Annotated in this window: 15 protein-coding genes; 6 read left to right on the top strand and 9 right to left on the bottom strand. The window is 63.1% G+C overall.

Annotated elements, in window-relative coordinates; translation table 11 throughout:
* From VK804_RS22140 to VK804_RS22125, 4 genes are all read left to right on the top strand, one after another.
* Positions 1–418: LLM class flavin-dependent oxidoreductase (locus tag VK804_RS22140; RefSeq protein WP_325374198.1), on the top strand; the 418-nt coding region annotated here is incomplete at its 5' end.
* 36 nt (positions 419–454) lie between these two features.
* Complete coding sequence (locus VK804_RS22135; RefSeq protein WP_325374197.1) at positions 455–1,480, top strand: LLM class flavin-dependent oxidoreductase; 1,026 nt, start codon at positions 455–457, stop codon at positions 1,478–1,480.
* 22 nt (positions 1,481–1,502) lie between these two features.
* Positions 1,503–2,459, top strand: a complete 957-nt coding sequence (locus tag VK804_RS22130) for an LLM class flavin-dependent oxidoreductase (protein ID WP_325374195.1) — start codon at positions 1,503–1,505, stop codon at positions 2,457–2,459.
* Between the two features lie 59 nt (positions 2,460–2,518).
* The gene (locus tag VK804_RS22125) at positions 2,519–3,373 is read left to right on the top strand and encodes an LLM class F420-dependent oxidoreductase (RefSeq protein WP_325374194.1); all 855 of its coding nucleotides are present in this window, start codon (positions 2,519–2,521) and stop codon (positions 3,371–3,373) included.
* A gap of 5 nt (positions 3,374–3,378) precedes the next feature.
* On the opposite strand, the gene VK804_RS22120 is transcribed toward VK804_RS22125, so the two are convergent.
* On the bottom strand, positions 3,379–4,332 hold the full coding sequence (locus VK804_RS22120; protein ID WP_325374193.1) for a TIGR03619 family F420-dependent LLM class oxidoreductase: 954 nt from the start codon (positions 4,330–4,332) through the stop codon (positions 3,379–3,381).
* Positions 4,333–4,454: 122 nt separating this feature from the next.
* Here VK804_RS22120 and cofH point away from each other — a divergent pair, with 122 nt between their 5' ends.
* Positions 4,455–6,818 (top strand): 5-amino-6-(D-ribitylamino)uracil--L-tyrosine 4-hydroxyphenyl transferase CofH, encoded by a 2,364-nt coding sequence (gene cofH, locus VK804_RS22115; protein WP_325374191.1) that lies wholly within the window; start codon positions 4,455–4,457, stop codon positions 6,816–6,818.
* Between the two features lie 168 nt (positions 6,819–6,986).
* On the opposite strand, the gene VK804_RS22110 is transcribed toward cofH, so the two are convergent.
* The 5 genes from VK804_RS22110 to VK804_RS22090 form a co-directional block, all read right to left on the bottom strand.
* Positions 6,987–7,859, bottom strand: a complete 873-nt coding sequence (locus tag VK804_RS22110) for a site-specific integrase (protein WP_325374190.1) — start codon at positions 7,857–7,859, stop codon at positions 6,987–6,989.
* 78 nt (positions 7,860–7,937) lie between these two features.
* The gene (locus VK804_RS22105; RefSeq protein WP_325374189.1) at positions 7,938–8,396 is read right to left on the bottom strand and encodes a hypothetical protein; all 459 of its coding nucleotides are present in this window, start codon (positions 8,394–8,396) and stop codon (positions 7,938–7,940) included.
* 16 nt (positions 8,397–8,412) lie between these two features.
* Complete coding sequence (locus tag VK804_RS22100) at positions 8,413–9,201, bottom strand: GIY-YIG nuclease family protein (protein WP_325374187.1); 789 nt, start codon at positions 9,199–9,201, stop codon at positions 8,413–8,415.
* 377 nt (positions 9,202–9,578) lie between these two features.
* A complete protein-coding gene (locus VK804_RS22095) occupies positions 9,579–11,486 on the bottom strand; it encodes a GmrSD restriction endonuclease domain-containing protein (protein ID WP_325374185.1) in 1,908 nt (635 codons plus the stop codon).
* A 146-nt stretch (positions 11,487–11,632) separates the two neighbouring features.
* Positions 11,633–12,562 (bottom strand): hypothetical protein, encoded by a 930-nt coding sequence (locus VK804_RS22090; protein ID WP_325374184.1) that lies wholly within the window; start codon positions 12,560–12,562, stop codon positions 11,633–11,635.
* Positions 12,563–12,668: 106 nt separating this feature from the next.
* On the opposite strand from VK804_RS22090, the gene VK804_RS22085 reads away from it, so the two are divergent.
* Positions 12,669–13,139: a hypothetical protein gene (locus VK804_RS22085; RefSeq protein WP_325374182.1), complete on the top strand. Its 471-nt coding sequence runs from the start codon at positions 12,669–12,671 to the stop codon at positions 13,137–13,139.
* Positions 13,140–13,240: 101 nt separating this feature from the next.
* Here VK804_RS22085 and cofC read toward each other — a convergent pair whose 3' ends face one another.
* The 3 genes from cofC to VK804_RS22070 form a co-directional block, all read right to left on the bottom strand.
* Positions 13,241–13,918 carry a 2-phospho-L-lactate guanylyltransferase gene (gene cofC / locus VK804_RS22080; RefSeq protein WP_325374180.1) on the bottom strand — a complete coding sequence of 226 codons (678 nt, stop codon included), beginning with the start codon at positions 13,916–13,918 and terminating at the stop codon, positions 13,241–13,243.
* Entirely contained in the window at positions 13,915–14,865 is a 951-nt protein-coding gene (gene cofD / locus VK804_RS22075; protein WP_325374179.1) for a 2-phospho-L-lactate transferase, read from the bottom strand. Before cofD ends, cofC begins: the two co-directional genes overlap by 4 nt.
* A partial coding sequence (locus VK804_RS22070) for a coenzyme F420-0:L-glutamate ligase (protein ID WP_325374177.1) occupies positions 14,862–15,302 on the bottom strand: 441 nt, incomplete at its 5' end. The genes VK804_RS22070 and cofD, both read right to left, overlap by 4 nt.

The raw sequence follows: 15,302 nt of genomic DNA, 5'->3' as shown, positions 1-15,302 counted from the left end.
AGGCTTCCGCCGCGCCGGCAACGGCAAGAGCTTGAAGGATTTCACCATCCAGGCCTCCGTCCATGTCGAGGTCGACAACGACGTGAAAGGGGCGCTGACGCGCCTCAAGCCGGAGGTGGCGCTCTATGTGGGCGGCATGGGACACCGGAGCAAGAATTTTCACAATGACATCATGGTCCGGCGTGGCTTCGGCGACGCCGCCCAACGCATCCAGGAACTGTACCTCGCAGGCCGCAAGGCCGAAGCCACCGCCGCCGTGCCCGACGAGTGGGTCGATCTGAAATCGCTGGTCGGTCCACCGGCGCGCATCCGCGAACGCTACCGCGCCTGGGAGGACAGCGGCGCGAATTCGCTCACCGTGCGAACGCGCCAGCCCGAGGCCATCGAGGTGATGGCCAAGGCCGCGCGGCTGAACTGAGCCGGCAAACGTCCTAAGCAGCGGAGAACAAGCGTCATGCGTCCACCCCTTCGCGTCGGCACCGTCTACGATTTCCGCAACACGCCGGAATCGGGCATGGACATGCCGAGCCTGTACGCCGCGATCATGGACCAGGTGGTGATGCTCGATCGCCTCGGGCTTGATCTCGTGTGGTTCACCGAGCACCACTTCCTCGATGACGGCTACCTGCCTTCGTGGGTGCCGATGGCGGGGGCGATCGCCGCGCGCACCAAACATGTGCGACTATCGAGCGACGTCTGCCTGCTGCCGTTCAACCACCCGGTGCGGCTGGCCGAGGACCTTGCGGTGCTCGACAATATCAGCAACGGCCGCATCGAGGTCGGCGTCGGCATGGGCTACGCGCCGCACGAGTTCCGCGGCTTTGGTCTACCCGTCTCGCGCCGCGTGTCGCTGACGGACGAAGGCATTGAGGTGCTGCGCCATTGCTTCACCGGCGAGAAGTTCAGTTTCCATGGCAAGCGCTACGATTTCGACGACGTGGTGATCAGGCCGCGCTACGTGCAACCCGGTGGCCCGCCGCTCTGGATCGCTGCGATGTCGGAGCCCGGCGCGCAGCGCGCGGCATGCAATGACAGCAACTTCCTGCCGCAGGGCGCGCGATCCATGGTGCTCGATCCGTGGCGCGCGACGCTGAAGGCGTCGGGCCGCAACCCCGACCTCTATCGCGTCGGCATCATCCGCTCCTGCCTGGTGACCGACGACGCCGAACGCGACTGGCCGGCCGTGCGCGCCGCCGAGCGCTATCGCGGCCAGATCTATCGCAGCTTCAACAAGGACGAGAGCGCCGCCGGTGGCGTTTCGGGCAACACGCGGGAGGCCAGCATCCCGCAGACATGGGTGGTAGGCAACGTCGAGCATTGCGTGAAGGAGCTGACATCCTTCGTGCGCGAGTACGGCATCACCGACCTCGTCACCTGGGCAGTGCCGCCGGGCCTACGGCCGGAACAGATGAACGGCAGTCTCGAACGCTTCGTGCGCGACGTGGCGCCGCGCGTCAAAGCCGCGGCGGCGGCGGCCTAGGACGGACGGAAGGACGGGGCGCATGGGTGTCGGGATCGGACTGGGCTGTGCGGAGTTTCCGTTTTCCGGCGCGGCGGCGTACTGGCGCTGGATCGACATGTGTGAGGCCGGCGGCGTGGATTCGATCTGGCAGACCGACCGGATCGTCGGCCGTCAGCCGTTCCTTGAATCGATGACCACGATGGCGGCCCTGGCGGGGCGCACGCGGCGCATGCGGTTCGGCATGAACGTCGTCTCGCTGGCGTTCCGCGACCCCGTGCTGCTGGCCAAGCAGTGCGCCACCATCGACGTGCTGTCGGACGGCCGCCTGCTGCCGGCCTTCGGCATTGGCAGCCCACTCGGACCCGAATGGGAGGCGCTCGGGGTGGACAGGAAGACGCGCGGTCGCAAGACCGACGAGTGCCTGGAAATCATTCGCCGCCTGTGGCGAGAGGACCAGGTCGACTTCGACGGCGCCTTCTACAAACTGAAGGGCGTCACCATCGCGCCGAAGCCCGTGCAGCCCGACCTGCCGATGTGGATCGGCGGCTCGAGCGACGCGGCGATCCGGCGCACCGCGCGCATCGGCACCGGCTGGCAGTCCGGCGGCGACCCGCCGGCTGAGGCCGGTCGCGTCGTGGCCGCGATCAAGGCCGCCGCCGGCGAAGCCGGCCGATCGATCGACGAAGATCACTACGGCGCCGGCTTCGCGTTCCACTTCGGCCGCCGGGACGCACCCGGAATCGGCAGGGCGATGGAGATTTACACCAAACGCACCGGACGCGACGCCACGCAGGCGTTCGCGACCGGCGACGCCGACACGATCCTTGCGCGCATCGCCGAATATGTCGACGCCGGCGTGTCGAAATTCATCTTGCGGCCACTGGGCGGCGATGACGACGCCATCCTGGCGCAGACCCGTCTGCTGATCGAGCAAGTGCTGCCGCGCGCGGAGGCGCGGTGGCCGAGACGTCCGAAGGTCACCATCACCGATCGATAACGACACTAGAACTATCGCCGGCCATAGGGACGGCGATCAACGCCACAAGGGAGAGAACCATGCGGATCGGCGGGCAAATGTTTTTCACGGACTATTCGATGGCGCCGACCGAACTGGCGCGGGCGCTGGAGGAGCGCGGCTTCGATTCGCTCTGGGTGCCCGAACACTCCCACATTCCGTTGACGCGCAAGTCGCCCTTCCCCAGTGGCGGCGATCTGCCGAAGAAGTATTACGACGTGATGGACCCGTTCGTGGTGTTGAGTGCGGCTGCGGCGGTGACCAGGACGCTGCTGGTCGGGACCGGCATTTGCCTGATCGCCCAGCGCGACCCGATCCAGACCGCCAAGCAGGTCGCCTCGATCGACCAGGTCTCGGGCGGCCGTTTCCTGTTCGGCATCGGCAACGGCTGGAACGAGGACGAGATGGCCAACCACGGCACCGTTTTCGCGAGCCGCCACAAGCTGGCGCGCGAACGTGTCGAGGCCATGAAGGTGATCTGGACGAAATCAAAGGCCGAGTATCATGGCGAGTTCGTGAACTTCGATCCGATGATGACCTGGCCGAAACCGGTCCAGAAACCGCATCCGCCGATCTTGGTCGGCGGCGCCTTCCCGTACGGCGCGCGGCGGGCGATAAGCTACGGCAACGGCTGGATGCCTCACCGCAAGCGCACGCAATATGCCGACGTGCAGGCCCTGCTGCCAAAATTCCGCGAGATGGCGGCCGAGGCCGGCCGCGATCTCGCGTCGGTGCCGATCACGATCTGGGGCGCCAGGGAGGACCTCGATTTGCTCAAGCGCGACCGCGACGACGGCGTCTCACGCGTAGTGGTCGCCTTCGATTCCGCCAAGGGCGATAAGATCCTGCCGGAGCTCGACCGTTGGGCAACGTTGATCCGCCAGCTCGGCAACTGAGACGATTAGACGAGCGGCAGGACCTCGGCCCTGAATTTCTGCATGGCCGCGAGGACTTCGTCGGCTGTCGAGCCGCCGAACCCGAAATCGATGCAGCCGACGCCCATGTCGCGCAGCGCCTTGATGTCGGCGGCGATGAGCGCCGGCGGACCGGCGAACAGCCGGTGTTCGCCATCACTTGCCTGCGGTGGCGCGGTCTCGCCGAATACCGTGACGCGCAGGCTTAAGGCCACCGCCTTGGGATCGCGACCCGCTTCGGTGGTCATCTTGCGCAGGCGTGCCGCCTGGACCTTGAAACGTGTCAGGCTATCGAGCGGGTTCTGCGGGTTGGTACCGATCGGATACCAGGCATCGCCGATGCGGGCCGTTCGCCGCAGCGCCGGACCGCTCTCGCCTCCGACCCAGATCGGCGGATGCGGCTTCTGCACGGGTTTTGGGTCGAAACTGATATTGGAGAATCGGACATGCTTGCCGTCGAAGACGGGCGCATCCCGCGTCCAGAGTTCGACGAAGGCGCGCACATATTCGTCAGTCACGCTTCCACGCGCATCGAAGTCCGGCGCGTCGATGGCCTCGAACTCCTCGCGCATCCAGCCCGCCCCGATACCCAGCGTCAGCCGGCCACCCGAGAGAACGTCGATGGTCGCAAGAATCTTGGCGGTCAGGACGGCCGGTCGATGCGGCACCACCATGACGGAGGTTACCAGACGCAGGCGCGTCGTTTTCGCGGCGATCCAGGCGATCTCCGTCAGCTGTTCGTGCCGCTCGTTGCGGGCGCCGCTGGGGAATTCCCCGGAGGCGCTGTAGGGATATTCGGCCGCAATCGCCGTCGGAATCACGACGTGGTCGCTGAACGTCGCGTAGTCGAAGCCCATCGCCTCGCCGCCGACCACGATCTTGGTAAGGTTATCCGCGGCCGACAGGGGCCCGGCGGTCGGTGCGTTGAAGCCGATCAACATTTGTTGCATCCTTCCTGGCATTGCATCGCTGGCGTCGATGCGACACCATGCAGCCGCCGGCGGGTGGCGGCAAGTACGTCCCGCGATGACATGCGACCCTCTGCGGGCGGAGACGACGGTTCATGACGACATCCGGTAGAGAGGCGAGGCGGCGGTTCGACGCGCCGCTGGCCGAATTGATGACAGAAGCCGCGGCCTTGCGCGATTCCGCGCACGGAAGGCTGATCTCCTACTCGCGCAAGGTCTTCATTCCGCTCACCAAACTCTGCCGCGACGTCTGTCACTACTGCACTTTCGCGCAACCGCCGCGCGCGGGCAAGCCGGTCTACCTCTCACCCGACGAGGTACTCGCCATCGCGCGCGCTGGCGCCGCCGCAGGTTGCACCGAAGCGCTGTTCACGCTGGGCGACAAGCCCGAGCTGCGATACCAGGCCGCGCGCGAGGCATTGAAGGCGCTCGGCCATGAGACAACGATCTCCTATCTGACCGCGATGTGCGCGCTGGTGCTGCGCGAGACCGGATTGCTGCCGCATGCCAATCCCGGCGTGATGACGCGTGAGGAGATCGCCGCTCTCCGCGAGGTGACGGCCAGCCAGGGCATCATGCTGGAGTCCGCCAGCGAGCGGCTCTGCCGGCGGGGCGGCGTTCACTACGGTTCGCCCGACAAACATCCCGCAGTCAGGCTGGAGACCCTGCGCCTGGCCGGCGAACTGAAGGTTCCGTTCACGACCGGCATACTGATCGGCATCGGCGAGACCCGCGACGAGCGGATCGACGCGCTGCGGGCGATCAGGGATCTGCACGCCGCCCATGGTCATATCCAGGAAGTCATCGTCCAGAATTTTCGAGCCAAGCCCGATACCAAGCTCGCCAACTCCGAAGAACCCGATCTCGACGACCTGCTCTGGACCATCGCAACGGCGCGTCTCGTTCTCGGGCCGGAGATGAATATCCAGGCGCCGCCAAATCTGTCGCCCGGGGTCTATCAAAAGCTGGTCGGCGCGGGGCTCAACGACTGGGGCGGCATCTCGCCGGTCACGCCCGATCACGTCAACCCCGAAGCGCCGTGGCCTGCCATTGCCGAACTCGCCCGCAAGAGCGCGGACGTCGGCAAGCTGCTGGTGAACCGACTGGCCGTCTACCCCGCCTACCTGCGCGACGCCGATACGTGGCTGGCTCCCGGCATCGCCACCCGCGCGCGGCGCATGAGCGATGCCGAAGGTTTTGCGCGCGACGACGACTGGGAAGCGGGCAACACCAAACCGCCACCGGCGCCGCTGGTGTTGGCCCGCGGCGTCGACGCTCGCATCGCTGGAATCGTCGAGCGTGTCACATCGGGCGAGCGGCTCGCCTCTGATGACATCGTGCGTCTGTTCGCGGCACGCGACGCCGACTACCGCTACGTCACGCAGGCCGCCGACGCGCTGCGGCGCGCGGTCAGCGGCGACGTCGTGCGTTACGTCGTCAACCGCAACATCAATTACACCAACATCTGCTACTACCGGTGCAAGTTCTGCGCCTTCTCGAAAGGCCGCACCCACGAGGATCTGCGCGGCTCACCCTATGATCTCGCCATCGAGGAAATTACGCGCCGCGCGATCGAGGCGTGGGATCGCGGGGCGAGCGAAGTGTGCCTGCAAGGCGGCATCCATCCCGACTACACCGGCGCCACGTATGAGGCGATCTGCCGGGCGATCAAGGCGGTCGTCCCCGGGATGCACATCCACGCCTTCTCGGCGCTGGAAGTGACGCAAGGTGCCGCCACGCTCGGACTGCCGATCCCCGCGTTCCTCGCCAAGCTGAAGGCGGCCGGTCTCGGCACCCTGCCCGGAACGGCGGCCGAAATCCTCGACGATGACGTACGCGCCATCATCTGCCCCGACAAGATCAACACCGGGCAATGGCTCGAGGTGCAGCGCGAAGCCCACCGGGCGGGATTGCGCACGACCTCGACCATCATGTACGGGCACGTCGAGACCTCGAGTTCGTGGGCGAAACACCTGCTCGCGCTACGCGACTTGCAGGCCGAGACCGGCGGCTTCACCGAGTTCGTGCCGCTTCCCTTCGTCCACATGGAAGCGCCGATGTACCGCCTCGGCATGGCGCGCCCCGGCCCGACGTTCCGCGAAGCCGTGCTGATGCATTCCGTCGCGCGGCTGGCCCTGCATCCGCTGATTCCCAACATCCAGACGTCCTGGGTGAAGATGGGACCGGCGGGCGCCGCGATCTGCCTGAAGTCCGGCGCCAACGATCTCGGCGGCACGCTGATGAACGAGAGCATCTCGCGCGCCGCCGGCACCCAGCACGGCCAGGAGTTTCCGCCTCACGAGATGGAAGCGCTGATCCGCTCGATTGGCCGCGACCCGATGCAACGCGACACGCTCTATCGGCAGGTCGCGGAAGATCGTCGAGCGGCATCCATGATCGCGGCCGACCTGGAACCGATCGTGCTGACGCCGCCGCGCAAGAAGGCGGCGGTCGGTTAGAGCATGATGTGGCGGTGCCCGGCAGGGCCTGGACAAAAAATCGCGAAAACAACCCCATGCAAAGTAGAGTGGACCCCGGCTCGCAGCCCTCATGCTGCGCTGCATCAGGGGCAGGAGAGAAAAGTCCAACCTGACCTCATCCCGCTCAAGACTAGTGTCAGACCGCATTCACGCAGCGAGGATGCGAAGGACCACGTTTGGAAAATGCCGGATCACGGTCGGGCTTGCCTCGGGGATTTCAAGCACACCCCATTTGGCCATCATTTTCCTCCCGGAAATAATTTGGTCTGCCGGGATTATCGGGAGATTGTGCTTGGCTTCCTCGTAAGTTTTGCCGTCAAGGAAATGCCAATCGAGCTTGTTCTGAATAGAGGCGAGGTCACCTTGCGACCCCGGCAAAATCCGCAACGCCGATCCAAGCATTATGTCTCTCTCGGTCTTGGTCAGCCGGGCTTCTTTGAATCTCGATTCCGCGTCGGAATGCAGCGCTACGAAAAGGGGCTCGCCAAGCACAACCTCTGCCCGGTTCACGATGTCCTCCAATGCTCTGCGCGCTGCGGACGCACCAATCGGTATGATGTTGGCTAGCGGATCGAACCGGCCATCCTCCTTTAACGCCAGGGCGAGTTCTTCAAGATACATGCGGACCCTCACCGAAAGGACGATAGCCCGAGCCTCGTGCTCTTCCGGCCAACGCGGTTTGGGTACGTCCATACGGCGCTTATCGAGCGATACGCCTTCCCATTTGACGGCACACAATTCTTCGAGCCGCAAACCGGTCTCGACCATCAAAAAGATAATGAGCGGAACGTAGCGATCGAGGCCCGTTAGTTGACCGCAGGCCTTATCGAGCTTCAAAAACAAACCGCCGTCGAGATGACGGTCTCGCTCGGGCGGCGTCCAAGTAAATAGGTCTTCCTTCGGCATCCGCCGGTCGTCACGAAAGCTGGGGTGGAAATCAGGCGTAAAGCCGTCCGGAAACCGCGCGCCGTTCTCATACTGACGGTCGGTAATATCGGTATGCTGTGAGACTCTGGTCACGGAAGCCTCCTCGGATCGGTCGAACCAAGACGGACTATTTCCGGCTGAAATTAGTCAGAGTTGCGGCTGGTTCAAGGACTAGCCGGTCTTAATTGATTTCACACACGCGGGTTGAACGGCGGCTAGGATGCGTTCGTTTCCTTCGCGCATTTCGTGCAGTTCCGGCAATTGCTTGGCGCCCCCATAGAAATAGCGGAGGGCCTGATCCTTGGTCAGCTCATTTAGGAAGTGCACCAGCTCCCGCGTGCGCTTCGGCTTGCGGAATTTCAGCCCCAGCTCCTCGCATTTGGCGAGAAGATCGATAAATCCATGCCGGAAAGATTTTTTGAGTTCGGCTTCCGTTATGGCGCGCGTGCGCAGATAGGCTTTCAGCGCCAGCTCAATCGAATGCGTGTGCAAGTAGTACGGCACGTGGCTGAACTTGAACCGCACTGTGCGCTCTTCCCGCGCCGTGGCGCATAGAATTGCTGCTTTGTAGAAGTCTTCGGCGAGATTGTAAAATCCGACAGGCGCGTGGCGATCGATGGTCTCGTACACTCTCGGCCTCCGCCTATCAACGTAGACTTTCGCACTTCGTTCGTTCCGATGCGATGAAGGCCGCGATTTCGTCGGTCAGCCGAAACCACTCGCGATTCTGATGAGCGGATGCAAATCGGTTGTGGAGATCCCGTTCAAGTGACCTCGTACCTGGAATAGCTACGTGAACGATCGGTTCGACGTGCGAAGCAGTCCGTAGCGACCTAAGTCTCCCTTCAAGGCTGGTGGTGAATCCAATCTTCACAAATTCTGGGTCGCCAGCGCTCATCACGTAGACCACGGGGCCTGACGACTTTTCAAAGCATCTGTAGACCTCGTTGATAATGCGTCGGCACTGGCGGCGGACATCTTCGTCAAAACAATCGGACTGGCTTGGTCGCTCCTTTGAATAGCCAAATGCTACACGGGCGGCGACCGTCGCCTCGTGAGCCGCTGGCATGGCGATATCGCATGCAAGATTGGGCCGGGCTTCTCGTAACGAGTTGACCGTCGATACGACATCGTCAATCGAAGTGACGGCTCGTTGTTTTAACAACCTCTCGTCAAATTCATCCGTGGGGTTGTCATCTTCGCGTTCCTGCGAGAGTTCAAGGTCCATTTCACTGGGATCAAAGCGCTCACGCAACCATCGACGCGCCGTTTCCCTCTTCGCCGCTGTGAGTAACCTTTTTGCCGCCTGTCGCGGCATCAAGCGGAGATCATCGTTGTCGCACAGTATGATCCAGTCTTCTGGAAGCCGATGCGGAGCACCGAGGTGCTCGAGGAGGTCGGCCAGCGATTGAACGGTCTCTAGCCTTTCGGGCATATTTCGAACTCCAGAACGGACCGGGCGTAAATATTTCGTCCGACGGCGAATCATATGCTGTGAATATACCACCCGCTCCTCGGACAGGGGCGTGTAAGTCAGCCGGGCGTGCGCCGCTGGCGCATGGCCCCAAAAGAGGTAGCGTGTCAGACGGAGCGCAGCGGAGTGAATCCGAGGGCCCCGAAACCGGTTAAAAGGCACCCGCAGGAGGGGCAGGAATAGCGACGCCAACATGCAATGGCGGCGGGACCCGGGACCGAGTGCCCCCGGCGAGGCGTTCAAAAGAGTCTTGCGCGAGAGATTGCCACCCGGAGGGCCGAGACTTCGGCTCGGGGAGCGTAGCGAGTAGAGCCCGGCCCGCGATGGCGGGCGCGCAACTACTCTGCGGCTATCGTGTATTCGGCCTCAAGGCTGTCTTCATCTCCGTCAACATCCACGCCTTCCTCGGGTGCCGTTCCCGCATAAGCTGACTTGCCAGTCGCATGCTCAATCAGCGAAAGGAGCCGTTTTTGGCGGTCCGCCATAAAGTCGTTAAACAGATTTTCTCGTAGCAACGTGGGGTCGATCAAGTGAGTTTTCAGATAAGCATCAAGCCGCTGGCCGTCTATAGACGGTGTCGTGTCGCTGCCTCTTTCCAGCTTGGCAAGGTAGTCCGACGGCGCAACACCGCCAATGATCCGGTTAGTGCGATACGATAGTGGTGTCTTGTTGATAATCGAGTCATAGATCTTCGGCGAGATGTTTTTCTTCTTGCACCAATCCTGCGGAAAGATGTGATGGATGTCGACGTTCTCGCCGAAGAACACCGTGTGATCGAACTTCTGGCCGGAACGAAAATCCTGTGCGCCTACCTTCATGAGAAGCGCATTGACGCCTTTATAGGCTGCAGACAGGCGCATGCGCATGGACTTGAGCCGGTCCGCACGGAACAGCGTCTCGCTGACCGTCGAGGGCTCGGGGCCGCCCTGGAGCCACGGCGGCACCTCCATGAAGTCCCGGGCAATCCGTGACTCCACCGCCGAACCATAGAGCTCGCCGAAGACGCCGTTCCAGTACCATTGTTCAAGCTTGGCCCGGACCGCTTCATGCTCCCATGCATCGCCAATGTCCGCCAGGATCGCGGCAAGCGGCACGACCTGCGACTGATAAGGCAGATCATATATCCGATAGATGTGAAGCATGTGGAGAAACTTCGCGGCCTGCACGAAGCCGCGCTCCACCCGGGTCTCATATTTCTTGTATTCGGACAACGGCAGGTTGAGCAGGGCCTGCCGGTTGCCGGAAACGGCAGGCAACTCCTTGCCCTGTCTGCCCAGGGCCTCGGCGGCACGGCGGATGTCGCGCGTATAGAAAAGCGAAACGGCCTGCAGGAAGTCAGTGTTGCCTACCTCGCCAAGGATGCCCCTCTTGGCGCCTGCGGGACGCATTGCCTCGACGAAACGGTGGTGGCGTCCTTCCGTATGGTCGTCGCCATACCAGTCCTTGCGAAGCTCGTGCCCTGCGGCCGCATACATTGCGGTGACCAACTCGAATGCGTCCAGGGGCTTGCCGCCCGTGTTTACTTTTTCGAAGACGACGCAGACAGCTTCCTTTGAAGTCGATCGGTCCAGCGCGATAACAGGGATGCGGTAGTATTTGAAGTTTTCCAGCACGTCTCGCTTGAACTGCCGGAATTCCTCGCGCACGGCCTCATGCTGATCGCCACGCCAATGGGCATCGAACCCATCCTGCCACTTGTCCCAATCGAAAACCTTCGTGACGGGATACATCAGATGAGCATATTCCTGCTCGGGCGTTGAAAGATCCAGGTCGACCGAACGCCCGAAGTCGCTGCGGATAATCTTGTCCTCAGGAACGCCAACGATCGCGTCTTCGCGGTCAACGCCCGGATCGATGGCCTTCCGGATGTCGATGTAGAACCAACGCTTCACCTTTTTCTTTTTCGGCGTTTCCGTTTCGATTACCTTGTCACGCAACGTGACCTGATACAGCGAGGTCATGCGCTGCTGGCCATCCAGCAAAAGCGATTGCGGCGTAACGCTGCGAGCTTCAGCTGGCGCCCCCTCGACTGGTCTCGGCTTGAAATTGACCGGCCCTCCCGTGTCGAGGGACATCAACGCCCCGACTGGGAACGCGCGTGAGATCGAGGCGATGAGGCTCTTGATCCGATCCTCATCCCAAACCCAACTGCGCTGAAAATCAGGCAGTTGGATAATGCCTTTTTGGCAATCATCGAGGAGCTTGTGTAGATCAAACGGATTGGTCTGAAATGTCGAACCGGGCATGCTGTTTGCTGATCCCCACCCAAAATCTGAGGGCAGCGAGCACAGCCCTCGGTCGAGCAGTCATCCTGCTACTAATTTGAGCGGGTGAAAAGCCCTCCGTCGTTCGGACGGCTTTATGTCGGCAACCTTCGTCAGCCTCTTCATGATCAGCGACGGGGCCGGGGCCCAGGATTTTGTGGCCTTCGGGTCAACGGCTGCCGCTTGATCTCCCGGCTGAGGTGCAGGAGCATCGGAACTAGGTGAGGAACCGAAGGATCCCTTAGAAGGGCGATCAACGGAAGCAGTAAAGGTCGACCAAGAACAATGACGGCTATGCATCCATACTTGCGGAGTTCTTCGCGCTGAATTGCCGGAAGACCGCGTGCGGTTCGGCCAAACGTTCCGAACGCAACGCGGATCACACGACGAGCTCGGACGAACTCATGGTTGGTCCCCGAACGCAGGATCTGGCGCTGCGTCGGCAACGAGAACCATCTCCGAACGTGAACCATGAGGCATTCGATACTTGCATCATCGAGGGTCATTGGTTGCGAAGCCTTGTTGAGCCAATAGGGGACGGTCTCTGACACCGCTTCGGCGAGGCCGCATACCGCGGATTCGTCGCGAACGCCAAAGAACGCCCCAAGCAATTCGTTGGAGAAATCAATTGCCGCCCGTTTGATGTCGGCAGGAGCGTCGGGCTGCAGCAGCGCCGGCCCCACTCTCGCGGCGAGCCGTCCGACAGCATCGTCTAGCGGCATCCGGCCCGCCCGTGCATCGCGCCGAGGGTGATTACGCGTAATGAGAGTCTTCCAGGCGGAGCGGACAAGCTTGAGATCAATCGGATAGCCGGAGAGCCACAATCCGATCAGAGCCGTGTAGGTTCGACTGTGTCGTGCGAGCAGATCATGGGCCGTCTTGGCTTGCTCGAAAACGCGCGCTTCGAGCCAATAGGTCTCCGTGCCGTTGGCACGGCCGAGGCGGTGACGGCGTGGTCGCGGCAACAGTCCCTTGGTCCACCAGTCTCTCGCCGCGCGCGGCGTCAGGCGGCGCTTTGAGCGGTCCATCTCGGCGCACAGGCTGGCAAGGGTAAGCATGTCCTAGATTTACAAGCGCCATTCTCCCATGCGAGCGCAATCCGCCGTCTCGCTGAGGATCGGGCCGCCCTTCGATGGGCTGGCACCGAAACCTGGGAGACAGTCCATGGCAGATTTCAAGCTTTCGATTTCGATGGTGACTGCGGCGCTGTGGGGCGAGAACCTGCACAAGCATCTGACGCAAGGGGAATGGAACAAGCTGAGAGCCGTTCAATTCGAGCAGGCACCGAAATGCGAGTTTTGTAACTCGGCCCCGGTCGGAGCTGCGCGACATGCGCATGAGGAGTGGGTCTATGATGCGAAGGCACGGACGGCGCGCCTGATCCGATTACGAACCACCTGCCGCATGTGCCATTTCGTTGAGCATCGCGGCTTCGTCAACGCGATGGTCGCACAGGGCCGGTTCACCCCCGCCATCTTCAACGAGATCGAACGGCACTTCTGCACCGTGAACGGATGTGATCCACGGGACTATCGGCGCCACTGCGCGCAGGCGCGACGCAGATACCGCAAGCTGATGCAAGTGCCCGCATGGACCGTCGATTTCGGGCTTTATGCCCATATGACTTGTTCTTGATGCGCACGGTCCGACAGCGGCGTGGGCAGAAAGCACCGGCGAGTGTAACGAGGTGGCCGTCTCGAAGGATGGGCGGCGATACCAATTTGTGATTCCAGCCTCTACCCGATCCCCCGCTCGGCCAACAGCGCGGGCACGCCGAGTTCCTCGAGCAGCGTGCGGGTACGCGTGCCGGCTGATTGCGGCAGGCGCAGGAAAAGCGCCAGATCGGCCGGATGGTCGATATCGACCGCGATGCCGGGCTGACGGATCACGGTCGGCTCGATGCCCTGACGACGCGCGGCGTCGAGGTGCGGGAAGTAGCTGTTGTCGCCGAAGGCAAGCGGCACTGATTGCGGCGGCGAACAGACCACGGCATTGGATCCGAGATCGTCATGCGCCGGCGCGATCGTGAAAGAGGGCGCGGCGAGATGCGCCGATAATACCGCGTCGATCTCGGCGGCGCGGGTGGCTGGAATGTCGCCGGGCAGCGTGATCATGCCGCCACGCCCCTCGTCCGCGAGAATCCGGCGGCCGGCGTTGACGCTGCCGGTATGGCCGTCGCGCGCGCCCTCGGTCACGATCCGCGCGCCGATCTTCTCAGCAAGCGCCGTCGCATGCGGATCGAGCGTGACAATCATCACGCCGGCGAGAAGCCTCGAGCCGGCAACGGCATCGAGCATGTCGGTCAGCATGGTCTCGGCGAGAAGGCGGCGCTGTGGCGGCGACAGCAGGCCCGACAGCCGATGCTTGGCGCCATGAAATTCCTTGACCGGAATGATTGCCCAGACGTCGCTCATCGCAGCAAGGCCAGTGCGTCCGCCGCATCGAGCGTCACGCGCACCAGCGTCTGGCGGTCCTGCAGGCTCGTCATCAGGGTTTTGGCGATCGTGACCCGCGCGCCGACAGTGCCGATCGCATCGGCGTCGGCGTGGTCGACGATATAGCCGTCGAGCAGGTCGCCGTAGCGAGCGGCGACGCCGGCGCTACTGGCCTCGAGGCCGAGTTCGCGCATCATCTTCGCGGTCGGGCCCTTGACGGCCTGGCCGCCGATGATCGGCGACACCGCGACAACAGGTGCGCCACTCGCCTTGATCGCATCGCGCATGCCGGGGATCGAAAGGATCGGCTCGACGCTGATGAAGGGATTGGACGGGCAGACGATCACGGCCCGCACCTCGCCCGAGCGCAGCGCTGCCGTGATGTCGGCGTGCGGCCGGGCCAGCGTCACGCCGTCGAAAGCCAACTCATGGACGACCGGCCGGCACTGCTGGCGCACGAAGTAGTCCTGGAAGTCGATCCAGCCCGCGTCGACGCGCACGCGGGTGCGCACGCGGTCGTCGCTCATCGGCACCACGCGGGCCTTGATGCCGAGGCGCCGGCAAATGTCTGATGTCACCTCGGATAGTCGCTGCCCGAGGCGCAACCTGCGGGTGCGCTCGACATGCAGCGCGAGATCGCGATCGCCGAGCCGAAACCAGTCCTCGCCGCCGAGCGCGCCGATGGAGTCCATGAACGACCAGGTCTCGTCACGGCGGCCCCAGCCGGTAACGGGATTGTCGAGACCAGCCAGAACATATGTCAGCGTGTCGATATCGGGCGAGATGCTTAAGCCCAGATGCTCGAAATCGTCGCCGGTGTTGGCGACCACGAGCAGTTCGTCGGCCGGCAGGACGCGGCTCAGACCGAGCGCCAGTTTCGCGCCGCCGACCCCGCCGGACAGCGCCACGACAAGTCGCTTGCTCATCGGAACATGTCCTCGTCCGCCGGACGCACCAGCTCGGACGCATTATTGTCGGGACCACGCCATGTCAGACCGCGCACGAGCACGACGGGCCGGCCCTCAGCACCCTGCCCCATCACGAGCGACGCTGCAGCGGCGATCTCGTCCGCATGCCCGGTGATGCTGACCTGAAGCTCGCGGCCGAGCAGATCGGGCGAGCCACGCAGATCCATCAGCGACGGCAGGCCGGCGGCGCCAATCGCAACGCCGCAGGTCCCGCGCCGCCAGGCACGGCCAAAACTGTCGCTGATGATCACTGCGACCGGCACGCCGAACCGTTGCGACAGCCGCTCCCTCAATGTCGCCGCGCTGCCGTCGGGATCGACCGGCAGCAGCAATGCCCGCTGAGGGTCATCGGGCGAGGCCACGTTGGACTGGTCAATGCCCGCATTGGCCATCAC

It is taken from the genome of Bradyrhizobium sp. (genome assembly GCF_035484855.1).
In the GTDB taxonomy this organism is placed as follows: domain Bacteria; phylum Pseudomonadota; class Alphaproteobacteria; order Rhizobiales; family Xanthobacteraceae; genus Bradyrhizobium.
This window is presented reverse-complemented; position numbering and strand designations above follow the sequence as displayed.